This is a genomic window from Chryseolinea lacunae (genome assembly GCF_016735595.1).
Classification (GTDB): Bacteria; Bacteroidota; Bacteroidia; order Cytophagales; family Cyclobacteriaceae; genus Chryseolinea; species Chryseolinea lacunae.
In genome coordinates, this window is sequence record NZ_JAERRB010000003.1 from 132,938 (window position 1) to 155,706 (window position 22,769).

The 22,769-nt window shown below is 52.1% G+C and carries 15 protein-coding genes; 7 read left to right on the plus strand and 8 right to left on the minus strand.

Going from position 1 to position 22,769, the window contains the following annotated elements; genetic code table 11:
• Window position 1 precedes the first annotated feature (1 nt).
• Complete coding sequence (locus tag JI741_RS09705; RefSeq protein WP_202008874.1) at window positions 2–1,348, minus strand: Gfo/Idh/MocA family protein; 1,347 nt, start codon at window positions 1,346–1,348, stop codon at window positions 2–4.
• 39 nt (window positions 1,349–1,387) lie between these two features.
• Entirely contained in the window at window positions 1,388–3,082 is a 1,695-nt protein-coding gene (locus tag JI741_RS09710) for a GMC oxidoreductase (RefSeq protein ID WP_202008875.1), read from the minus strand.
• A 177-nt stretch (window positions 3,083–3,259) separates the two neighbouring features.
• On the opposite strand from JI741_RS09710, the gene carB reads away from it, so the two are divergent.
• The 6 genes from carB (at window position 3,260) to JI741_RS09740 (ending at window position 12,352) form a co-directional block, all read left to right on the plus strand.
• Window positions 3,260–6,076 carry a carbamoyl-phosphate synthase large subunit gene (carB, locus tag JI741_RS09715; protein WP_202008876.1) on the plus strand — a complete coding sequence of 939 codons (2,817 nt, stop codon included), beginning with the start codon at window positions 3,260–3,262 and terminating at the stop codon, window positions 6,074–6,076.
• 264 nt (window positions 6,077–6,340) lie between these two features.
• Window positions 6,341–6,550 (plus strand): hypothetical protein, encoded by a 210-nt coding sequence (locus JI741_RS09720; RefSeq protein WP_202008877.1) that lies wholly within the window; start codon window positions 6,341–6,343, stop codon window positions 6,548–6,550.
• 48 nt (window positions 6,551–6,598) lie between these two features.
• Window positions 6,599–7,372, plus strand: a complete 774-nt coding sequence (gene dapF, locus JI741_RS09725) for a diaminopimelate epimerase (RefSeq protein ID WP_202008878.1) — start codon at window positions 6,599–6,601, stop codon at window positions 7,370–7,372.
• 137 nt (window positions 7,373–7,509) lie between these two features.
• On the plus strand, window positions 7,510–10,878 hold the full coding sequence (gene secA / locus JI741_RS09730; protein WP_202008879.1) for a preprotein translocase subunit SecA: 3,369 nt from the start codon (window positions 7,510–7,512) through the stop codon (window positions 10,876–10,878).
• Between the two features lie 4 nt (window positions 10,879–10,882).
• Window positions 10,883–11,428, plus strand: a complete 546-nt coding sequence (locus JI741_RS09735; protein ID WP_202008880.1) for an SPOR domain-containing protein — start codon at window positions 10,883–10,885, stop codon at window positions 11,426–11,428.
• Window positions 11,429–11,557: 129 nt separating this feature from the next.
• Window positions 11,558–12,352, plus strand: coding sequence for a sensor histidine kinase (locus tag JI741_RS09740; protein WP_202008881.1), 795 nt, complete (start codon window positions 11,558–11,560; stop codon window positions 12,350–12,352).
• On the opposite strand, the gene JI741_RS09745 is transcribed toward JI741_RS09740, so the two are convergent.
• The 3 genes from JI741_RS09745 to JI741_RS09755 all read right to left on the minus strand — a co-directional run bounded on the left by JI741_RS09745 (window position 12,345) and on the right by JI741_RS09755 (window position 16,944).
• A complete protein-coding gene (locus JI741_RS09745) occupies window positions 12,345–12,995 on the minus strand; it encodes a response regulator transcription factor (RefSeq protein ID WP_202008882.1) in 651 nt (216 codons plus the stop codon). The genes JI741_RS09740 and JI741_RS09745 overlap by 8 nt on opposite strands.
• Before the next feature lie 145 nt (window positions 12,996–13,140).
• Window positions 13,141–15,090 carry a DUF7133 domain-containing protein gene (locus JI741_RS09750; RefSeq protein WP_202008883.1) on the minus strand — a complete coding sequence of 650 codons (1,950 nt, stop codon included), beginning with the start codon at window positions 15,088–15,090 and terminating at the stop codon, window positions 13,141–13,143.
• A 21-nt stretch (window positions 15,091–15,111) separates the two neighbouring features.
• Window positions 15,112–16,944 (minus strand): 3-keto-alpha-glucoside-1,2-lyase-like domain-containing protein, encoded by a 1,833-nt coding sequence (locus JI741_RS09755; RefSeq protein ID WP_202008884.1) that lies wholly within the window; start codon window positions 16,942–16,944, stop codon window positions 15,112–15,114.
• 251 nt (window positions 16,945–17,195) lie between these two features.
• On the opposite strand from JI741_RS09755, the gene JI741_RS09760 reads away from it, so the two are divergent.
• Window positions 17,196–18,386, plus strand: a complete 1,191-nt coding sequence (locus JI741_RS09760) for a M20 metallopeptidase family protein (RefSeq protein ID WP_202008885.1) — start codon at window positions 17,196–17,198, stop codon at window positions 18,384–18,386.
• Between the two features lie 175 nt (window positions 18,387–18,561).
• On the opposite strand, the gene glmS is transcribed toward JI741_RS09760, so the two are convergent.
• Genes glmS through JI741_RS09775 form a run of 3 tightly spaced genes read right to left on the minus strand, consistent with a single transcriptional unit; the run spans window position 18,562 to window position 22,663 of the window.
• On the minus strand, window positions 18,562–20,397 hold the full coding sequence (gene glmS, locus JI741_RS09765; RefSeq protein WP_202008886.1) for a glutamine--fructose-6-phosphate transaminase (isomerizing): 1,836 nt from the start codon (window positions 20,395–20,397) through the stop codon (window positions 18,562–18,564).
• A gap of 6 nt (window positions 20,398–20,403) precedes the next feature.
• Window positions 20,404–21,876, minus strand: coding sequence for a DUF4270 family protein (locus tag JI741_RS09770; protein ID WP_202008887.1), 1,473 nt, complete (start codon window positions 21,874–21,876; stop codon window positions 20,404–20,406).
• On the minus strand, window positions 21,860–22,663 hold the full coding sequence (locus JI741_RS09775) for a glycogen/starch synthase (protein ID WP_202008888.1): 804 nt from the start codon (window positions 22,661–22,663) through the stop codon (window positions 21,860–21,862). Before JI741_RS09775 ends, JI741_RS09770 begins: the two co-directional genes overlap by 17 nt.
• Window positions 22,664–22,769 lie beyond the last annotated feature (106 nt).

The following is a 22,769-nucleotide window of genomic DNA, read 5'->3' on the forward strand; positions in this document are numbered from 1 at the left end:
GTCAGAATTTGAACGCCTTTCCGTTCACCATCACTTCCTGCGTTTTCTCATCGAAGGTGGCGCGGGTGCCGGCGTGCGATGCGGCCGTGGTCATGATGCTGGCGATGGCATGTGAGTAGCCGGCTTCCACAGGGGCGTTGGGTTCCTTGCGGCTGCGCACGCACTCCATCCAGTTGCGCATGTGCGCCGAGGTGAGCGAGTCGCCGCCGGTGTTGGCAGAGGCCACTACCTTCTCGGCCGATGCCGACAAGTCCAGGTCGGGCAACAAATTGGCGTGAAGGCCCATCACGTTGGCTGTCTTTTCGGAAAGGCCACCGCGTGCCGACACTTTGTTGGTGTTGAGGTTCAGCTCGCCGCCGTTGGAGTAATAGATTTCCGCAGGGTTCTCGTCACCATTGTGCATGCGCGACGCGAACGTTACCTGGAAGCCCGATGTGGGATCGTTCTCCGGTCCATAGTCAAACACAACCGTGGTGGTGTCCCAATTGCGACGACCGTCTTTCCATTGGTAGATGCCTCCGTTGGCCACGGCGCTGCGCGGATGTTTGAGGCCGCTGAACCAATGCACGGTGTCAATCTGGTGACTCATCCATTGGCCGGGCTGACCCGACGAGTAAGGCCAGAACAAACGGAACTCAAGATATTTGCGGGGATCGAATGCTTCTACGGGGCGGTTCATGAGAAAACGTTTCCAGTCGGTGTCCTGCTCGCGCAACTTGGCCACCAGGTCGGGGCGGCGCCAACGGCCGGGCTGGTTAACATTCCACGACAGCTCCACCATGGTGATGTTTCCAAATTTTCCACTCTTTATAAAATCATCGGCCGCGTGATAGTTGGCGCCGCTGCGGCGTTGCGATCCGATCTGCACAATTTTCTTCGACTCCTTCACGGCTTTCAACGCCGCGCGGTTGTCTTCCATGGTTTCGGCAAACGGTTTTTCGGTGTAGGTGTCGCATCCCGCTTTCACCGCTTCAATGGTGTGCAACGCATGTTGAAAGTCGGCCGTGCTGATAATCACCGCGTCGATGTCTTTGGTCTTATACAGTTCGTCGTTGTTTACACACGCCTTGATGTCGTGTCCGAATTTTTCTTTCAGATAGGCCTGGCCTTCTTCGCGGCGCAGCTTCCACAAATCAGACACGGCCACGATATCGAAGTTCAACTCCTTGTGGTGATTCATGAACGAAGGCAGCAGCGAGCTTCTGAAGCGGTCGGAGAATCCCACCACCCCCACGCGCACACGGTCGTTGGCGCCGATGATGTTGGCATAACTCTTCGCACTGAATGCCAGCGCACCCATGCTTATGGCGGACGACCGCTTGATGAATTCCCTTCTCGAATGATGCATATTGTTTTTTTGGTTTGAGGTTTACGGAAATCTTTATGTTTAAATATTCTGACGATTTAATTCTTTCACAGCATGGTCGCAGGCACGCGCCGTCAGCGCCATGTAGGTGAGCGACGGGTTCACACACGACGACGACGTCATGGCCGAGCCGTCGGTGATGAAAACATTTTTCACCTCGTGCATCTGGTTAAACGCGTTGAGCACCGACGTTTTCGGATCGCGCCCCATGCGGGCCGTTCCCATTTCGTGGTTGGCGTTGCCGGGAAACGATGTGTTCATGTGCGTCTTCACATTTTTATAGCCCATATCGTTCAGCATCTCGCCCATAGACGACGCCATGTCGCGTTGCATGGCATTCTCATTTTCTTTGAATTCGGCATCGATGGTGAGCGTGGGGCGGCCCCACTTGTCTCTAACGGTAGGGTTAAGCGTTGCACGGTTCTCTGCATAGGGCAAACATTCGCCATAGCCGCCAAAACTGATGTTCCACGGTCCGGGGGTTTGCACGGCCTCCTTTAAGGAAGCACCCAGCGCAAGATCGTCGGTGAACGAACGCCAACCGGCCCGCGATGCTCCGCCCTGATAACCATAGCCGCGCAGAAAATCCTTGCGCTCGTGTTTCAGATTTCTGAAGCGGGGAATGTAGAGCGCCGTGGGACGACGGCCGGAATAATATTCGTCTTCAAAGCCTTCTACCGCCGCACTGGCTCCGGCGTTTTTGTGATGATCCATGATGTTGCGGCCCACCTGGTCGCTGCCGTTACCCAACCCGTTGGGGAAACGATTCGATGTTGAGTTGAGCAGCAAATGTGCCGTGGCCATGGTGGCGGCATTCAGAAAAACGATGCGCGCATAAAACTCGATGACCTCGTTGGTTTCGGTGTCGATGATTTCCACGCCGGTGGCTTTTGCCTTGGTTTCGTCGTAGAGCACGCGGTTGGCCAGCGAATGCGGGCGCAGCGTGAGGTTGCCCGTAGCAAACGCCGCGGGCAGGGTGCTGGCGTTGGTGCTGAAATAGCCGCCATAGGGGCACCCCCGGTGGCAGAGGTTTCTATATTGACACACCCCCCGGCCCTTCACCGGCTCGGTGAGATTGGCCACGCGCGAAATGGTGACGGCCCGCTCGGGATGAAGCTTTCCCATGCGGGTCTTAAAATCTTCTTCCACGCAATTCATGGCCATGGGAGGCTGAAACACGCCATCGGGCAGGTGGGGCAGATTTTCTTTGTGGCCGCTCACGCCGATGAAGCGCTCAGCGTAGTCATACCACGGCGCCAGGTCTTTGTAGCGGATGGGCCAGTCCACGCCGTGGCCGTCGCGCAGGTTGGCTTCGAAATCCAGGTCGCTCCAGCGATAGCTGAGCCGACCCCACAAAATGGACCTTCCGCCCACAATGTCGCCGCGAATCCAGTCGAAACGCTTCACCTCGGTATAGGGATTTTCGAGGTCGTTTATATAGAATGCCTTGTTGTCGCCCTGAAAGCTGAAATGGCGGGCCTGGATGGGGCTGTTTGTTTTATCTTGTTGCGTAAGCTTGCCACGAAGCGGAAATTCCCACGGATCTTTTGTGGTGGTGGGATAATTGGGGTGCTCCAGGGGCTTGCCACGTTCCAGCAGCAACACCTTCAGTCCTTTCTCGCACAGCTCTTTGGCGGCCCAGCCGCCCGAAATGCCCGACCCCACAACGATCGCATCGTACGTATTCTTCGCTTTCGATTCGACATTCAGATTCATATTCAATTCTTATGACGTTAAAAGTTGGAAAAATCCCCATCACTTCGGAAGAGAAAGTTTCAAACGGTAGCAAGAGCCCTCAGAAGTAACCAATAATTAATCTTGGCATTTTTGAAATCATTCCGATCTGTGGTTTATTTTTGCGCAATTTTGTTCACCCCATTCCCATCTTAAACAATGCCAAGAGACAGAAGTATTCGCTCAGTACTCATCATCGGTAGCGGCCCTATCATTATCGGTCAAGCATGTGAATTCGATTACGCCGGATCTCAGGCGTCGCGATCGCTGCGTGAAGAAGGTATAGAAGTGGTGCTGATTAACTCGAACCCTGCCACCATCATGACTGACAAAGTGACGGCAGACCATGTTTATCTCAAGCCGCTTACCAAGAAGTCGATTCGCGAAATTCTGGAAAAGCACCACATCGACGCCGTGCTCCCCACCATGGGCGGGCAAACCGCGCTGAACCTCTGCATCGACTGCGAGAAAGCGGGCATCTGGCAACATTTCGGGGTGCGCATCATCGGGGTCGACATCAAAGCGATCGAAACCACCGAAGACCGCGAAAAATTCCGTTTGAAAATGATCGAACTGGGCGTGGGCGTCTGCAAAGGCGGCACCGCCACATCGTTTCTCGGCGGCAAAGAAATTGCGCAGGAAATCGGCTTCCCCCTCGTTATTCGTCCATCCTACACCCTGGGCGGAACCGGCGGCGCGTTTGTGGACACGCCCGAAGAATTTGACGACGCACTCAACAATGGCCTCCATGCCTCGCCCATCCACGAAGTGCTGGTGGAGCAAAGCATCATGGGCTGGAAAGAATACGAGCTTGAACTGTTGCGCGACAACATCGGCAACGTGATCATCATCTGCTCGATCGAAAATTTTGACCCTATGGGCATTCACACCGGCGACTCCATCACGGTGGCACCGGCCATGACCTTGCCCGACACGGTCTATCAACACATGCGCGACCTCGCCATCAAAATGATGAATGGCATCGGCATGTTTGCCGGCGGTTGCAACGTGCAATTCTCGCTTAACCCCGACAACGACGAACAGATCATCGGCATCGAGATCAACCCGCGTGTGTCGCGCTCGTCGGCCCTCGCATCAAAAGCAACGGGCTATCCCATTGCCAAGATCGCCGCCAAGCTGGCCATCGGCTACAACCTCGACGAACTGACCAACGCCATCACCGGAACCACAACGGCCTATTTCGAACCGGCCATCGACTATGTGATTGTGAAAGTGCCGCGCTGGAACTTCGACAAGTTTCACGGCACCGACCGCAGACTCGGTTTGCAAATGAAATCGGTGGGCGAAGCGATGGGCATCGGAAGAAATTTCCAGGAAGCTCTTCAAAAAGCCTGTCAGTCGCTCGAGATCCGCAGAAACGGATTGGGCGCCGACGGCAAAGAACTCACCAAACAAGATGAGTTGCTCTATAGCCTGGAACATCCCAGCTGGAACCGCGTGTTCCATATCTATGATGCCCTGAAGCTAGGCATACCGTTGAAGACCGTTCAGAAACTCACCCGCATCGACCGCTGGTTCCTGAAACAGATTGAAGAACTGGTGGAACTGGAGAAGGTGATTTCCAAATATGAAATCAACACCATTCCCGCCGACCTGATGCGCAAAGCAAAAGAGAAAGGATATGCCGATCGCCAGATCGCACACTTGCTCGACTGCTATGAAAGCGACGTGTTTAAGAAACGCAACGACATGGGCATCAAGCGTGTCTACAAACTGGTTGACACCTGTGCTGCAGAGTTTGAAGCGAAGACACCGTATTACTATTCGACCTTTGATGCGGAAAACGAATCTGTGGTTTCCGATAAGAAAAAAGTAGTGGTGCTGGGTTCGGGCCCCAACCGCATCGGCCAGGGCATCGAGTTCGACTACTCGTGTGTGCACGGCGTGCTGGCGGCGAAAGAATGCGGCTACGAAACCATCATGATCAACTGCAATCCCGAAACGGTTTCGACCGACTTCGACATTGCCGACAAGCTCTATTTCGAACCCGTGTTCTGGGAACATCTCTACGACATCATTCAACACGAAAAACCTGTAGGCGTTATCGTTCAGCTCGGCGGACAAACCGCGTTGAAGCTGGCCGAAAAACTTCACAAATACGGCATCAAAATTATCGGCACGTCGTTCGACGCGCTTGACCTTGCCGAAGATCGCGGACGTTTCTCGACGTTGCTGAAAGAACTGGCCATTCCCTATCCTGAGTTTGGTGTAGCCCAAAATGCCGACGAAGCCATTGAAGTATCAAAAACAATAGGCTTCCCGTTGCTGGTGCGTCCTTCGTATGTGTTGGGCGGACAGAGCATGAAGATTGTGATCAACGAACAGGAGCTGGAAGACCACATCCTCGACATCTGGAAACACCTTCCCGAAAACAAAGTGTTGCTCGATCACTTCCTCGACGGCGCCATCGAAGCCGAAGCCGACGCCATCTGCGACGGAAAGGATGTGTACATCATCGGCATCATGCAACACATCGAGCCCGCCGGCATCCACTCGGGCGACTCGTATGCCGTGTTGCCTCCATACAACCTGGGCGACCTGGTGGTGAAACAGATTGAACACTACACGCACAAGATCGCCCTGGCGCTTGAAACGGTAGGCCTCATCAACATTCAGTTTGCCATCAAGAACGACAAGGTATACATCATCGAAGCCAACCCGCGCGCCTCGCGCACGGTGCCATTCATCTGCAAGGCCTACGACGAACCGTATGTGAACTTTGCCACCAAGGTGATGCTGGGCGAGAAGAAAGTGAAAGACTTCACGTTCAACCCGACCAAGAAAGGCTACGCCATTAAAGAACCGGTGTTCTCCTTCCATAAATTCCCAGATGTGAACAAGGAGCTTGGCCCCGAAATGAAATCGACGGGCGAAGCGATCTACTTCATCGACGATCTTATGGACGATTATTTCATGAAGATCTATTCGGAGAGAAACCTGTATCTGAGCCGCTAAGCTCATTGGCAGATCTATGAAATTAAAGCCCTTGTTGAACGACAAGGGCTTTTTTATGCTCTGATCCGTCGTCATGTTCACAAGGGAGGCAAAGTTATGCGACACAATTTTCCTTCCGGATATCCGTCTATTGCAACAACGGGAACAGAAAAACCGCGACAGCAACCGCAAACGCGCTGACCCGTAAGATTTTACATAATAATTGCCCGATTAAAGCTGAACCTATACCTTTGTTTTCCGGTTACGGTTTAAAGTAAAACGCCCATGTACAAATTTCTCATTGTCGTCTTCCTCGTGTCGTATGTCATCTACAAAGTTGGCGGATTGTTTTTCCGTGCTGGCGCGGCATCACAGCAATTCCGCAATCAGCAGCAACCCAAGCGTTCATTCGATCCAAACGAAGGAACGGCCAAGAAAAGAACCAAGGGCGACGCTAAAGCTGGCGAGTACATCGACTACGAAGAGATCAAGTAAATTTCTGTCTCGCCTTTCTTTCCGCATCACCGCGAAAATCATTCTCCCGTGAAAATCCAGTTTCAAAAATATCAGGCCACCGGCAACGACTTTGTGATCATCGACAATCGCGATGCAAAGCTGTCGTTCAGCAAAGCGCAGATCGAAACGCTGTGCGACCGCAAGTTTGGCGTGGGTGCCGATGGATTGATGCTGATTGAAACACACCCCACGCTTCATTTCAACCTCGAATATTATAACAGCGACGGCACGCAGAGCCTCTGTGGCAACGGCAGCCGCGCCGCCGTGGCGTTTGCCGCCCAACTTGGGTTGGTCAACGGCAAGGCGTCGTTCAATGCCTACGACGGCGAACACAAAGCCGAACTCTTGCCCGCGGGCATCGTGCGTCTGAAAATGAATCCCGTGGCCGGGGTCAAGAAACTCGGCGACGACTATTTTATCAACACCGGCTCGCCACACTTCATCAAATTTGTGAACAATGTGGACGCCTGCGATGTGTTTGAAGAAGGTCGCTCCATCCGCTACAGCGCCGCCTTTAAGCCCGGCGGCACCAATGTGAATTTTGTGGAATGTCTCCCCGGCAATGTCATCAACGTGCGCACCTACGAGCGGGGTGTGGAAAACGAAACCCTGAGTTGTGGCACGGGTGTGACAGCGGCCGCCCTAGCGGCACATTTCAAGGGCTATACGTCACCCGTAAGCATCAAAACCAAGGGAGGAGACCTCTCCGTTGAATTCAAACCCGGCCAGTCCGGCACATTTGAAGAAATTTTCCTCGTTGGACCTGCCAAAATGGTCTTCGAAGGCAGTTTGGAACTGTAATTGTTCATCCTGAATCTCAAAAAACAAATTAACTTTAAGCCCCTATTTGGGCAGTTAACCTTTTTGCGGATTCCGACATCGAAACCTCCCCGATCGACCGTTTCTAGGCTAACCTTAAACTGACAAACGACTGACGTATGCTAAAATTCATTGCCAAAATCTTTGGAACAAAATCAGAAAAAGATATCAAGCGCATCATGCCTTTGGTGGAGGAAACCAAGCAGGAAGGAGAAAAGCTGAAGTCCATCAGCAACGACGACCTGCGGAACGAAACCCAAAAGGTGCAGGCGCAAATCAACAGCGAACTGAAATCCATAGACGACCAACTGGCAGCGCTTCACAAAAAGATAGCCGACAGTCCCGAGCTTGAGATCAACGACAAAGAAGCCATCTTCGGACAGATCGACACGTTGGAAGAAGACCGCAACAAACAACTGGAAAAAGTGCTGTTGAAGGTGTTGCCCAAAACGTTTGCCATTGTGCGCGAAACCGCCCGCCGCTTCAAAGAAAATGCATTCCTGGAAGTGACGGCACAAGACTATGACCGCCAGTTTGCCACAACGCAACAAAACATAAAAATAGAAGGCCACAAAGCCATCTGGGCAAACCAGTGGATGGCCGCCGGAAACCTCATTACCTGGGACATGGTGCACTATGACGTGCAGATCATTGGTGGTGTGGTGCTACACGAAGGGATGATCGCCGAAATGGCAACGGGTGAAGGAAAAACACTGGTGGCCACGTTCCCCGCATTCCTCAACGCATTGTCGCGTCGTGGCGTGCATTTGGTGACGGTGAACAACTACCTGGCTGTGCGCGACAGCGAATGGATGGCCCCCATCTTCCAGTTTCACGGCATCACCATCGACTGTATCGACAAGCACGAGCCCAACAGCGAAGCCCGCCGCAAAGCCTACCAGGCCGACATCATTTATGGAACCAACAACGAGTTTGGTTTCGACTACCTGCGCGACAACATGGCCCGTGAGCCACAAGACCTGGTGCAGCGTTCGCACCATTTCGCCATGGTCGATGAAGTGGATTCGGTGCTTATCGATGAAGCCCGTACACCCCTCATCATCTCGGGTCCTATTCCCCGTGGCGACGAACACGAATTTTATGACCTCAAGCCGCGCATCTTCAAACTTGTGGAAGCGCAGAAAAAACTGGTCAACGAATATTTGAACTCGGCCCGCAAGCTCATCGCCGAAGGCAACGAAAAAGAAGGTGGCCTCCCCTTGTTCAGAGCGTTCCGCGCCATGCCCAAGCACAAGCCCCTCATTAAATTCCTCAGCGAAACCGGCTCGAAAGCCATCCTGCAGAAAACTGAAAATCACTACCTGCAAGACAACAAACGCAACATGCCCGAGGCCGATCAGCCGTTGTATTTCGTGATCGACGAAAAAGACAACAGTGTTGACCTGACCGAAAAAGGCATCGACCTCATCACCGGCGAAGGCGAAGATCCCAAGTTCTTTATCCTTCCCGAAATCGGCACCGAGTTGAACCGCCTCGAAAATGATTCCACCCTCGACGACGCCACACGCTTCCAGAAAAAAGAAGAAGTGATTCGCGACTACCAGGTGAAATCGCAGCGCATCCACAGCGTGAACCAGCTGCTGAAAGCCTACACGCTTTTTGAAAAAGATACTGAATACATTATCGTCGACGGCAAAGTGAAAATTGTTGACGAGCAAACCGGTCGTGTGATGGAAGGCCGTCGTTATTCAGACGGGTTGCACCAGGCCATTGAAGCCAAAGAAAATGTGAAGGTGGAAGATGCCACGCAGACCTACGCCACCATCACGCTCCAGAATTATTTCCGCATGTATCACAAGCTGGCCGGCATGACCGGAACAGCCGAAACCGAAGCCGGAGAACTGTGGGATATCTACAAACTCGATGTAGTGACTATTCCCACCAACCGGGGTGCCGTCCGCAAAGACTACGACGACTTGGTATATAAAACCACCCGCGAAAAATTCAACGCGGTGATCGACGAAATTGTGAAGCTCACGCAAGCTGGACGCCCGGTGTTGGTGGGAACAACCTCCGTTGAAATTTCCGAATTGGTGAGCCGCCTGCTGAAATTGAGAAAGATCAACCACCAGGTGTTGAACGCCAAGCAGCACCAGCGCGAAGCCGAAATTGTGGCCGAAGCCGGTAAGCCCGGAACGGTGACCATCGCCACCAACATGGCGGGTCGCGGAACCGATATCAAGCTCACACCCGAGTCTCGTGCTGCGGGCGGGCTGGCCATCATTGGCACGGAACGTCACGAGTCGCGTCGTGTAGACCGCCAGTTGCGCGGTCGTGCGGGTCGTCAGGGCGATCCCGGAACATCGCAATTCTATGTGTCGCTTGAAGACAACCTGATGCGGTTGTTCATGCCCGAACGCATTGCCAAATACATGGACAAGCTGGGCCTGAAGGAAGGCGAAGTGATTCAACACTCCATGGTGACCAGCTCCATTGAGCGGGCTCAAAAGAAAGTGGAAGAAAATAACTTCGGCATCCGCAAGCGCCTGCTGGAATACGACAACGTGATGAACTCGCAGCGCGAAGTGATTTACAAGCGCCGCAAGAACGCCCTGTTTGGCGAACGTCTGGAGCTCGACATCCTCACGATGCTCTACGACACCTGCGAAGACATGGTGATCAACGCCAAAAACGCCAGCGACTACGAAAGCCTCCGCCTCAACGCACTCAGCACCCTGGGTCTTGACTACGAAATTTCGAAAGAGTCTTTCGACAAAGGCAATGCTGCAAACCTCACCGACGATCTCTATCACAAAGCCCTTGAGCACTATCATCGCAAAAACAAAATGGTGGCCGAGAAAGCCTTGCCCATTGTGAGCGACCTGTTCAGAGCCCGTGGCGCAACAGTAGACAACATCATGGTGCCGTTCTCTGACGGTCAGAAACAAATTGGCGTGGTGACCAACCTGGCCCGCACCGTAGAAACCAAAAACGACGAGCTGCTCAAGTCCATGGAAAAGATGATCGCCCTGGCCATCATCGACCAGCTGTGGAAAGAACACTTGCGCGAAATGGACGACTTGAAACAATCGGTTCAGAATGCGGTCTACGAACAGAAAGATCCCTTGCTCATCTATAAATTTGAAGGCTTCGAATTGTTCAAACGCTTCATCGCAAAGGTGAACGAAGACACCATCTCGTTCCTGATGAAGGCCGACATACCGGTTCAGAAAACAGACGAAGTGCAGGAAGCCCGCGCGCCCCGCACCAAGGTGAGACTGAACGAACAAAAAGAAGAATCACGCTCGTTGCTGAGCGGTGGTGGCGGAAGCAGCGACGACGGTTCGCAGCAACCCCAGCCCAATCGACCGCCACAAGAAAAAGTGATGCCGGTGAAGTCTGACAAGCTGGCCAACCGAAACGACAAGGTGAGCGTGCAATACACCAACGGCACCGTGTTGCGCGACGTGAAGTACAAAAAAGTGGAAGACGATATTCTCAACCATCGCTGCATCATAATCGACTAGTCCTATGCAAACAGTGCGTTATTCGGTTTACCTGTTGTGCGCGGGCCTGATTGTGGCCGGCTGTGCCTCACAGAAAAAAAGCCCCGGCACCACAACCACCGGCACGGGTGGAAAATATTCCGAAGACTTGTCGGCTTACCGCCCGAAGCAGGAACCTGTGGCGCCCGCAACCCACGGCACCACCACCGCGCCTGTGCAAACACCCGACAGCCGAAAACAAACGGCGTATGTGGAACCCAAATACGCTGTAAACAAGAAAGTTGACATCGTGCTGGACAGCATAGACCGCTACAACCTGCTGGCCAATGCTGTCGATGGTTTCACGATTCAGATCTATTCGGGGTTGAAACGCGAAGATGCGCTCAATGCTAAGAAAAATCTGACGTCGCAGCTTCCCGATCTTGATGTAGACGTGCAATATGCGCAACCCAACTTTCGTGTGAAGGTGGGCAAATATTTTAACAGGCTCGACGCACAAAAAGACTACATGGCCGTGAAAAAACACTTCCCTACCGCCATCATCATTCCCGACAAAGTGGCCGTAAACTAACGCGACACAGTAAGTCCTTACGGAAATATTTTTGAAGACTGCCCCACCGGCAGTCTTCTTTTTTTTAGACTGCAATCTGGTTGCAGTGTGTTGACGTAAATCGCTTTCAGAAATTTATTCCGCGCTGCTATGTTCACATCATCGCTTTTGGCCATCATGCTCGTGCTGTCGGTCATCGTCATTTTCCATTTGTTGATTATTCGCTACGACGCCGAGCACGAGATTAAAAAATTACGATCCCTCATCGAATCCGATAAAGATCACTATCGCTCGGAGGTTGTGCACGAGCTTATCGACAAGTATGAAGCAGAGATTCAGCAAATGGGCGCCGACCTGCACGACGACCTCATTCAAAAACTAACGGTCTATCGCCTTTATGTAGACAAACTGGAGTTGGCTGAAGACATCATCACCGTGCAGATGATCACATCACACATGAAAACAGATTTCGCGGACATTGTGCAGTCGATCCGGAAAATTTCAAAACGACTCATGCCCGAAGCAGAGGTGGGATCTTTCGGCGGCATGCTCAAAGAATTGTGCGAGCGCGTGGAGGTTCCCGGTGTGGCCTTTGTGAAATTTGCCTCTTCGGGAAAAGAAAACTCCGTGAATCAGTTGCACCGCCAGCATCTGATTCGCATTGTTCAGGAGTTGGTCACCAACATCACCAAACACACCGTGGCCTGGCACATCGATGTGTTTGTTGAATTTCTGGCAGAAAAAATAATCATCCGTATCGAAGACGATGGCCGGGCATTCGACAATCTGCAAACGGCCCTGAGCCAAACCAACGCGTTGTTTTTCTCCCTGCGCATGCGCCTCAGTACCATCGGGGCCACGCTCAACTTTAAAGCCGGCAGCCACGGCACCATTGCCACATTGGAATATCCACTGCTAAACATTCGCGATGTTGTTTTTAAATGATTCCGTTTCGAAACGCGTAGGCAATGAGCTCGGCTGTGTTTTGCGTTCGCGTTTTTCGCAGCAGCCGGCTTCGGTTGGTTTCGGCCGTGCTGATGGCAACGCTCATTTTTTCGGCAATCATTTTTGTGGGAAGTCCTTCCACGATGCCGCGCAGCAGCATCTTTTCCTTTTCCGTCAGCTGCACGGTGGGGGTAAACTCGAAGTGTCGAACATTTTCCTGAATCAATTGCACAATTTGGGGCGAATAATATTGGTCTGTGCTGTTAACCGCTGCGATGGCCTTGCGCACTTCGTCGAAACCGTTCAACTTTTGTACAAAGCCATGAATGCCCGCGCGAAGCAAATTCAAGTGAATGGCCGATCCCACCAAACCCGACACGACCACAATTTTTACACTTGGAAAATTCTTGACAATCCTGCGCACAACATCTACGCTAGGCACACCCGGCATTTTTGCATCTAGCAACACGATGTCGATCCTGTGTGCCGCAAGTTGGTCCAGCACTTCGTCGCCCGAACCCGCTTCATAAATGCGTTGCACATTGGGTTCCCTTTCAAGCAATGCTTTAAACCCCTCTCTCACCATAAGGTCGTCTTCGGCCAGAAGGAAAACATACTTCCTGTTATCCGTATCGATTTGCATGCGTCCAAGATCCTTAGAAAACACAAACGCAGCATGCCCGATTTTCTGCCTATTTATAAATGCCACGTCCGCAAACAGGCGCGCCGTTTGCGCATAAAAAAAGCCCTGGCGCGAGGGGCCAGGGCTTTCCTTTAGTTCAAGTTTATTAATCCCGATCAGCTGGACGCAGCGAGTTTATCCACGAAGCAATTTTGAGAGCTTCGCCTTTTGGCACCTGCGGCATAGGAGCCATCGGTGTTTCATGCTCAGGCCAGTTTTTCGGCTCAGGATTGTAGATCAATTGCACAATGCGTTCGTTGCTGTATTTGCGTTTGGCCACATCGGCAAATGCCGGGCCCACCTGGCGCTTGTTGGGTTGGTGGCACGCCGTGCAAGTATTTTTCACAAGCAGCGGTTCAATCTCCGCATAGGTCGGCACTTTTGCCGACGCGGCTGCCGTGGTCTTCGTGGTGGTTGCCGCTTTCACGGGAGCTTTCACTGGCGTAGGGCCTGTGCGTTTTGTGCTCCACTCTGCCGCAGGCAACTTGGCGCCTTCGGGAATGCTGTTCAGCGTGTAGTAGGCCGTGGCATGCAACACCGGCACGCCGGATTGTGTGCGGATGCCACCCACGTTGATCTCGTGCAAATAATATTGACGCAGGTTGGCTAATTGCAAGCGCACTTTCAAACCATCGTCCGATACCTTCACACCTTTGATGTCAAGCTTCTCTTCGTTCACCGTGGGGCTTCCGTAAACGGCATGATACTTATAGATGAAGCTGCGACCGCGATAGCTCGACAGGTCTTCGGCAAGTTTCTTGTCTACAGGCTGCGTGAATTCTATTTCGAAGCCGTCGGGCTTGGCGTGTACTGTATACATTTCCATAGGCACCTTGCCTGTCCACACGAGGCGTTGCAAACCCGAGTTGGTGGTTCCGGCCGATCCCCAGCCGCGGTTTGTTTCACCCACAAACATGGAGCCGTCGTGACCCCAGTTCATGCGCAGCACGCCCGACTGGAAGCTGCTCTTGAAGTCGAAGGCCACACCTTGAAATTCGCCGTTCACTTTTTCCATCACCACACGCATGATCTTGCTTTGGCCCTGATCGCCCACAAACAGCTGGCCCGCAAACGGACCGAATTTCCCTTGCGTGTCGTCGCTCACAATTTCAGAGTTGGAAATGCCCAGCACACCGTGCGGCAGCATCACTGCCGGCATGCGTGTTTCGGGAAATTCTTTTTTCACCTGATAGAGGTAGGCGGGCGTTTCGTCCACTACGTTTTCTGGTTTCACATACTGTCCTTCGCGCTTGAATTGGCGAGGGTCGAACTTGGCGTATAGCTGCTCCGTGGTCAATTTCACGGGCGAGCCGGGCAGGTTTGTCCAGCGAAGGCCGGCGGGGTGACCGGTGAAGCTTCCTTTGGTGAGGTGATAGATCGAGCCGGTGCCTTGCCAATCGCCCTGGTTGTCGTCATAGAAAAGTTCGCCGTCAATCATGCCCAGCCCGCAAGGCGAGCGCATGCCGGTGGCCCATGGTTCAAGTGTGCCATCAGGGTGAATCTTCATGGTCCAGCCGCGATAGGGCACACGGCTTTCGCCACGCCACCACTCTTCGTCGCCAAAGGCCACGTTGCCCGTCACAAAGAAGTTGCCATCGGGTGCAAGCTTGGGTCCGAATGAATATTCGTGGTAGTGACCGGAGAGTGGCCAGGCATACACGGTTTCGTATGCGTCCGCTTTGCCGTCGCCGTTTTTGTCGGTCAGTTTGGTGAGCTCACCGCGTTGCGCGGCATAGAGCGATCCTTCGTGCCACAACAAACCCAGCGGTTCGTGCAGACCCGATGCAAAGAGTGTGAATATGGGCGATGATCCCGATGATCCTTCGGCCATCGTCGCGTTTTCAATAACCCATACATCGCCACGACGCGTGCTCAATGCAATGCGGCCGTCGGGCAAGGTTGCTACGCCACCCACTTCCAGCAGGATGCCTTCGGGTGTGGGGATGGTGATGATTTTATAGTAGTCCTCTTCTTGAGGAGTAGACTGTGCTGCAACCTGGAAGGCCGAAAACGCCACCAGACCACACGCCAGGAATTTCTGTAGGATATGTTTCATGTTCTTTGCTTTCAAAGGTGATTACCAGATGATGGAATATTTCACGGTGGTGTCGACAGCCACAATCAATTCCTTTTTGCCGTTCACGTCGCGCACAACGGGTTGGCCACCTGTCACTTTAATATAATACTGTTTATTATCGACGGCATACGAACCATCGGCCAGTTGTGTGATGTCGCTGCCTTCGCCAAGCTTGTAGTACAAGCCGGTTTTTGTGCCGCGGTTTTTCACATTCACTTCGTGCGTGATGATGCGGTTCTGATCGTCGGGATAAATTTTATCTTCCACGTCAAGACCTTCATACGAATATTTGAACACGGGGCGGTTCGTCAATTCATCGAGTTCAAATCCTTTTCCGCGATGACCATCGTTTTTCACCAGCGCATCGATTGTGATGACGGGGAAAGGATCATTCTGCGATGCCAGGAAAGCAAGCGGCTGATTGTTGAACAGGTATTGTGCTGCACCGCGCGGTTGGAACGAGCCGTCGCCGCGATCGTGCCACATGGGCGTGGCATCCACAAACGATCCATGCCAAACACACACGAGGTTGCCCGATTTCATATCGTATACATAATGTGTTCCGCTGGGGTCGGCCACGCCAATGGTGTGCGTGAGGCGTTGCTTGCGATCGCCTTTGAAGTCGAGGAACGCGCGCAACAATTTTGGTTGGCTGCCGGCATCCACATAAATGGGCGACACGGGTTCATCGTCGGGTGGAAATGAGTTGTAGGCATGCAACGGCTGTGGATAGGTGGTTTCACTTTTCACCGTGAGTCCGAGACGCGGAGGCATCCACGAGGCTTCTTTATAGTTATAGATTTCGAATGGATAGGTTCCGGCTTTCAACGTGATCGAAACCCAGTCGCGCGACGAAGCATCGGGGCGTTGCAGGTTGGTGAGCTCCTGGTTGTTGATGACAAGCCTGCCACCGCCGGTGTGCGCCAGTTGAAACTGATAGGTGCCGTCTTCCGGAACATTCAGGTTGCCCTTATACGAAACACCATAAGCATCTTCGTTTGCCAGCACTTCGCAGGTCAGTTGAGGAATGGAGCCCGAAGCAGCAGGTTTCAACGTCGTGAAATCACTGATGGTTTTAAAGCTTCCGTAGTAAGTGTTGTAGGTGATGTCGCTCAGCGAGAATGCAACTTCCTTCATGAGTCGATACTGCATGTTGCGGATGGCCACCGGACCATGGTCGCCCTGAATGAGCAAAGGGCCCATGGGCTTCTCATTGTTTTCGATAGGTCCACCGGTTGGCAAAGGCACCTCCACGTTGTCGTGAATGAGCACACCGTTTAGTTCAACAGAAACAAAACGAGCGTTAGTGATTTTTTGTCCGGCAGCGTTGAAGCGCGGTGCACGGAATGCGATTCTAATTTTCTGCCACAGACCCGGTGCTTTGGCCGGGTTGCTGAGCGGGGCTTTGCCCATGTAGATTTTGTCTTTCGCAGTTTCCCAATTGCGGTAGATGCCACCGATGTCAGAGAACTTTGGATCTTTCACACCCCAGCTATCATAGAGCTGCACTTCGTAGCGACCTTGCAGATAGATTCCGGAGTTGGAGCCTTTGGGCAGCATCACCTCAAATTCCAGCTCGATGTCGCCGTGTTGAAATGCCGATACAAGATTGTCCTTCTTGGTTTCGTCGTTGATGTTCAGCAATATTCCCTTGCCGGGCTGAAACGATACGGCCTGAACGTGTTGTGTGGCGGTTTCGTCTTTCGAGCGCTTGCTCTTCTTCTTGGTTTCCGGAGCAGCACTGGTGTGCGCTTCGTGAACGTCTACATTAGGGTTCATGGTCACATCGCCCACGATCTGCCAGTTCCCTGCCTGGGGCCGAAAGTCAGACATATCCCCGAAGGATACTTTCTTTACGGCCGTCTCCTGTGCATAGACACACACTGCGGTGCATCCTGCAAACAAGAGCATAAAACATCTCTTAACATACTGCATGACAAAAGGATTAAAATGAAGTGCGCTAATATCATAGGATGGAACTGCAATCGCAAAAATTGTTTGACAATATCCCGAAAGGAATTCACCATCATTTCACTTCAATTAAAGAATGCGAATGGATACCTTTGTTTTCTGAACAACTTTCCATGAGCCTGCTTCAACAGATCAAGACACTTTCTCTCGCTTACAGCGATAGCGTGGTGGCATTTCGCCGGCATTTACACGCACATCCTGAACTTTCTTATCAGGAATACAACACCGCAAAATATGTGGCGGCGCAACTTCGCGAGGCGGGCATCGAACCCGTGGAAGGCATTGCCACCACCGGTGTGCTTGCCGAGATAAAAGGCAAAAATCCAGACAAGAAAACCATTGCGCTGCGTGCCGACATGGACGCGCTGCCTATTGAAGAAGCCAACAACGTTTCCTATAAATCCACCAACCCCGGGGTGATGCATGCGTGTGGTCACGATGTGCACACGTCGTCGCTCTTGGGCACAGCCAAAATATTGAAAGCGGTGAGCGATCAGTTCGAAGGCACTGTGAGGCTCTTGTTTCAGCCGGGTGAAGAAAAAAATCCCGGTGGTGCATCCTATATGATTCGCGATGGTGCGCTGGAAAACCCAAGACCACAATCTATTTTAGGACAACATGTGTTCCCGTTATTGCCCGCAGGAAAAGTGGGCTTTCGCGAAGGCATGTATATGGCCAGCGCCGACGAAATTTATCTGAAGGTGATCGGCAAGGGCGGACACGGTGCCGCGCCCGATCTCGCCATCGATCCCATAGTCATTGCATCACACATCATCATCGCATTGCAGCAAATCATTAGCCGCAACGCCAACCCGCGTCAACCCACTGTGCTCACGTTTGGAAACATTATCGGTCATGGTGCCACCAACATCATACCCAACGAAGTGAACATTGCCGGCACCTTCCGTGCCATGAACGAACAGTGGCGCGAGTCGGGCCTCACCAAAATCAAGAAGATGGCCGAGAGCATTGCCGAAGGCATGGGTGGCCGCTGTGAGGTGGACATTTCGCGAGGCTATCCCTATCTCGAAAACAACCCCGAACTCACACGACGCATACGTGCGGCTGCCGTGGAATATGTGGGCAGCGAAAACGTGTTCGACATCGACATTACCCTGGGAGCTGAAGACTTTGCCTACTATTCACAAATCATTCCCGCCGCCTTCTATCGCCTCGGCACACGCAATGACACGAAGGGCATCACCTCCTATGTGCACACACCAACATTCGACATCGACGAAGATGCGTTGAAGATCGGCCCCGGACTGATGGCCTGGATGGCATTGAAAGAACTGGGGAACTAATAGTTTAGTATTGAGTAGTTAGTATTGAGTATTGAGTTTGTCGGTTGGGGGTTGTCCCATCCATTTGAAACTGGCATGCACCAAAAAAGAAGGTGATGTGCTACCGTAACATGTACGCTAATACATCACCTTTATTAAAACTAAGGACTAAATACTAAGGACTAACTACTGAAGATTACTCCACCGTTACCGACTTCGCCAAATTTCTTGGCTGGTCCACGTTGCATCCGCGCATCACCGCAATGTGATAGGACAACAACTGCAACGGAATGACAGACACCAACGGCATCAGCGCTTCGTGCACGGCAGGCACCTGCACCACAAACTCCGACATGGCCGGAATGAGTTTGTCGCCTTCGGTAACCACGGAGATGACGCGACCCTTGCGGGCTTTCACTTCCTGAATGTTCGAAACAACTTTTTCGTATGAGCTGTCGCGCGTGGCGATAAACACCACCGGCATTTCCTCGTCGATCAACGCAATGGGGCCGTGCTTCATTTCTGCTGCGGGATAACCTTCGGCGTGGATGTATGAAATTTCTTTCAGCTTCAACGCGCCTTCCAGGGCCACGGGGAAATTATAGCCACGACCGAGATAGATAAAGTTGCGCGCGTCTTTGAACGTTTCGGCGATCTTCTTGATCTCGTCGTTCAGGGTCAATGCTTTTTCAACTTTGGCCGGAATGGTTTCCATCTCCACCAGCAGTTCGTGCAGCTTCTGTTCGGTGATGGTGCCTTTGCGCTGTGCTACGCTGAGGGCGATCATGCTCAGCACGGTGAGTTGTGCTGTGAACGCCTTTGTGCTGGCCACACCGATTTCAGGACCGGCGTGCGTGTAGGCTCCGGCGTGCGTGGCGCGCGCGATAGACGAGCCCACCACGTTGCACACACCAAAAATGATAGCGCCCTTCGACTTGGCCAGCTCGATGGCCGCCAGCGTATCGGCCGTTTCGCCCGACTGTGAAATGGCAATCACCACATCGCCTTCGCGGATCACCGGGTTGCGATAGCGGAATTCGGATGCGTATTCTACTTCTACAGGCGTGCGGCAAAATTCTTCAAAGAAATATTCTGCCACCAAACCGGCATGCCACGACGTGCCGCAAGCCACAATGAGGATGCGGTCGGCGTTTACCAGTTTGTTGATGTATTCGCGCAAGCCTCCCAGCACCAGGCGGCCATCGGCCGAGTTGAGGCGACCGCGCATACAGTCGCGGATGGAGCGGGGTTGCTCAAAAATTTCTTTCAACATGAAATGCTCGAAGCCGCCTTTTTCGATGGCTTCCAGTTCCAGGTCAACGGTCTGGATATACGGCGTGAGCGGCATGTTGGCCGTGTTCTTCACACTCAGCTTTCCGTCTTTGATAACAGCAATTTCCTGGTCGTTCAGATACACCACTTCGTTGGTATACTCAATGATGGGTGTGGCATCGGACGCCATGAAAAATTCGTCTTTGCCGATGCCCAACACCAGCGGGCTGCCCTTGCGTGCCGCAATGAGCAACGAAGGATCCTCAATCGACATGATGACGATGGCATAGGCACCCACCACCTTGGTGAGGGCTAGCCGCACCGCTTCTTCGAGTGTGCAATGGTTGTGATCCTTGATGTCTTCAATGAAGTGAATGAGCACTTCGGTGTCGGTGTCGCTTTGAAACGTGTGGCCTTTGTTAACGAGGTCTTGTTTCAGGGCACCGTAGTTTTCGATGATGCCGTTGTGGATGATGGCAATTTTGCCACTGGCCGAATAGTGCGGGTGTGCGTTTCGGTCGTTGGGTTCGCCGTGGGTAGCCCAGCGTGTATGCCCCATCCCAATGTTACTCTTCAGGGGTTTGTCCACGAGATATTTCTCGAGGTCCGACACCTTGCCTTTTTTCTTGTATACCTGCAGGCCGTCGTTAAGCAACGCAATGCCCGCACTGTCGTAGCCCCGGTATTCAAGGCGCTTCAATCCTTTTATAACAATTTCATGAGCCTCGCGAGGCCCGATGTAGGCAACGATTCCACACATAAGATTTTAGTTTGCGGCTGTTGTTGGTTTGGTATAAAACACTTTCAGTTTGATGCCGCTCTTCGGAAACACAGCACGGTTCACAGCTTTAGAGCTGGGCGCTGCGGGCGAGAGCGTGGGATACAGAGCGAAATACTTGAACGGTGTTTTCCGGGCATCCTTCACGGCCATCTGTTGGCAAAAAAGCGTTATGATGCCGTTGTAGGTCTTTGCCGTGCTGTTGTAGGGCAACACCGACGTGCGATCGCCGCTGGCATAAAACGCACTGTCGTGATCCACCACAGGCACCGAGCTCGATCCGGAATAGTCGATGCGGGCAAAGCCGCGATACAGCGCAGCGTCGGCCACGTCTTGCGGGTTTGTTGTTGAATAATAGTTCAGGTGATTGTTGCTCAACAGCATGCGCAACGAGAGGGCTGGGGGCGGCGCAAGGTCGGACGTTTGCACGTTCTCCACGATCAATTCTGCCGAGTTTATGATGACGTTCGGCACGGTGTCGGCAAATTCATAGAACTTGCTGAGGTCGAGGCGTGTCATGAGGCCCGTGCCTTGCTGCACATAGCGGTTGCTGCCATCCTGCAAATATTCCGTCCAGTATTGGTTCACGTCGTTCACTTCGGAGCCGGAGCGATTTCCTTTTATCTGGTTGAAATTTTTGAGATACGACAAGCTGCTGAACGAAAGCGAGAAGGTGAGGCTGTCTTTGTCGCCTTCGTGATACCACACCACAATGCGCGACTCGGGCGAGGTGGGGTTGAAGCCGATAATTTTGTCGCCGGTTGCTTTCACCGCAATGCCTTTGAAAAGCTTTGTGAATTCGTCGTAGTGGATGTAGAGCGAATCAGCTTTATTGGCCGCGTCGCGGTAGCGCACCGCCACATCAAAAATCCGCTTGCCAAACTCGGCGTTGATTGGAATGGTTTGGTAGACTGCCGACGTGGGTGGCGTGGTGAGGTAGTTGTTGAAATCAGTCACGTTCACACCAAACGATTTGGAGCCCAACAGCGTGGTGGCGGGAATGTCCGTCCGGTTAAAATAGGACGTCACCAGTGTGTCTTTCATTTCTTCGTCGAGTTCGTATACCGAAAAATTCTGTAGCGACTGCGTAGCAGATCCATAGGTATAGAAATCAAAACCGAGGCGAAGATGCACCGAGTCGAACTCTGCGGTGGGGCCGATCTTGTTTAGTGTGTTTGTGAAAAACTGTGCAAAGGTTGATGCGGTTACATCGCCAAACACATTGTCGTGGTAAGAGCCGACCATGAAACGATTGGTTTCACCACCAAAATAAAAGTTGGACGTACGGATCGAGTCCAGCAGAATGACGCTGCTGGTGACTGGAATTTCTACGTACGCGACTTTATACTTTGAATTTGGGTTTCGATATCCGAGACTGCTGATATCTTCTTTACACGAGAAAAAAAATAAGGCAACTGCCAATACTGCCAGTTGCCCTACACGGTTAGCCCATAAGTTCATTATAGAGATTATAATACGATTCGGTTGAGTTTTCGTCGTTGCCGAAGTTTTCGACTTTCTTTTCTTTGATTTTCTTGAAGAGGCCTTCCAGCTTCTTGTTTTCTCCCGCCACGATCACGGCATCCGAAAACTCAACGCCCAACTTGATGAATCCTTCGAAGTCGGCCGACTTGAGGTTGCCCAACATGTTGTCTTCAATGTCCATCATTTTCACTTTGTCCATGATGTCTCCCTTAAACTTGTGGGAGAAGAAGTTATTGTAGATGGTGAAAACGGTTTTTGTGTTTTTGAACAACGGGTCGTTTTTGTAGGTGGTTTTGAGATACAACGGAATAAAGCTGGTAATCCAGTCGTTGCAATGCACCACGTCGGGAGCCCATCCTAATTTGCGCACGGTTTCGATAACGCCCTTGCAGAAGAAGATGGCGCGCTCGTCGTTGTCTTCATAGAAGTTGTCTTCTTTGTCGTGGAAAACCGATTTGCGATGGAAGTAATCCTCGTTATCGATGAAATAGACCTGCAGTTTTGCATTCGGAATTGATGCTACCTTAATAATCAAAGGCTTCTCCTCATCACCAACAGCTATGTTGATCCCCGACAATCTCACAACTTCATGTAACCGGTTCTTACGCTCATTGATAATCCCAAACCGAGGCACCAGTATCCTGATCTCCATTCCCCTTTCTTGCATAGCCTGTGGAAGTTTGCGCACAAAGTCCGCTACTTCGGAGGTTTGCAGAAACGGGTTGATCTCGCTGGCTACATAAAGAACTCGAAGTTTTGACATATTGATTGAATTTAAAGTAGAATGGAAAATTGAGCCACAAAAGTACAAAAAAATACCCCCTCGATCAACTTATTTTCAGTTTTCCCTATATCTTTGCGCCCCTTGC

Coding starts and splice junctions, on each gene's coding strand:
- JI741_RS09745 (WP_202008882.1), bottom strand. CDS start 12,995: ATGCAAATCGATACGGATAACAGGAAGTATGTTTTCCTTCTGGCCGAA.
- JI741_RS09760 (WP_202008885.1), top strand. CDS start 17,196: ATGAGCCTGCTTCAACAGATCAAGACACTTTCTCTCGCTTACAGCGAT.
- JI741_RS09705 (WP_202008874.1), bottom strand. CDS start 1,348: ATGCATCATTCGAGAAGGGAATTCATCAAGCGGTCGTCCGCCATAAGC.
- JI741_RS09735 (WP_202008880.1), top strand. CDS start 10,883: ATGCAAACAGTGCGTTATTCGGTTTACCTGTTGTGCGCGGGCCTGATT.
- JI741_RS09740 (WP_202008881.1), top strand. CDS start 11,558: ATGTTCACATCATCGCTTTTGGCCATCATGCTCGTGCTGTCGGTCATC.
- carB (WP_202008876.1), top strand. CDS start 3,260: ATGCCAAGAGACAGAAGTATTCGCTCAGTACTCATCATCGGTAGCGGC.
- JI741_RS09770 (WP_202008887.1), bottom strand. CDS start 21,876: ATGAACTTATGGGCTAACCGTGTAGGGCAACTGGCAGTATTGGCAGTT.
- secA (WP_202008879.1), top strand. CDS start 7,510: ATGCTAAAATTCATTGCCAAAATCTTTGGAACAAAATCAGAAAAAGAT.
- glmS (WP_202008886.1), bottom strand. CDS start 20,397: ATGTGTGGAATCGTTGCCTACATCGGGCCTCGCGAGGCTCATGAAATT.
- JI741_RS09750 (WP_202008883.1), bottom strand. CDS start 15,090: ATGAAACATATCCTACAGAAATTCCTGGCGTGTGGTCTGGTGGCGTTT.
- JI741_RS09775 (WP_202008888.1), bottom strand. CDS start 22,663: ATGTCAAAACTTCGAGTTCTTTATGTAGCCAGCGAGATCAACCCGTTT.
- JI741_RS09710 (WP_202008875.1), bottom strand. CDS start 3,082: ATGAATCTGAATGTCGAATCGAAAGCGAAGAATACGTACGATGCGATC.
- JI741_RS09720 (WP_202008877.1), top strand. CDS start 6,341: ATGTACAAATTTCTCATTGTCGTCTTCCTCGTGTCGTATGTCATCTAC.
- JI741_RS09755 (WP_202008884.1), bottom strand. CDS start 16,944: ATGTCTGACTTTCGGCCCCAGGCAGGGAACTGGCAGATCGTGGGCGAT.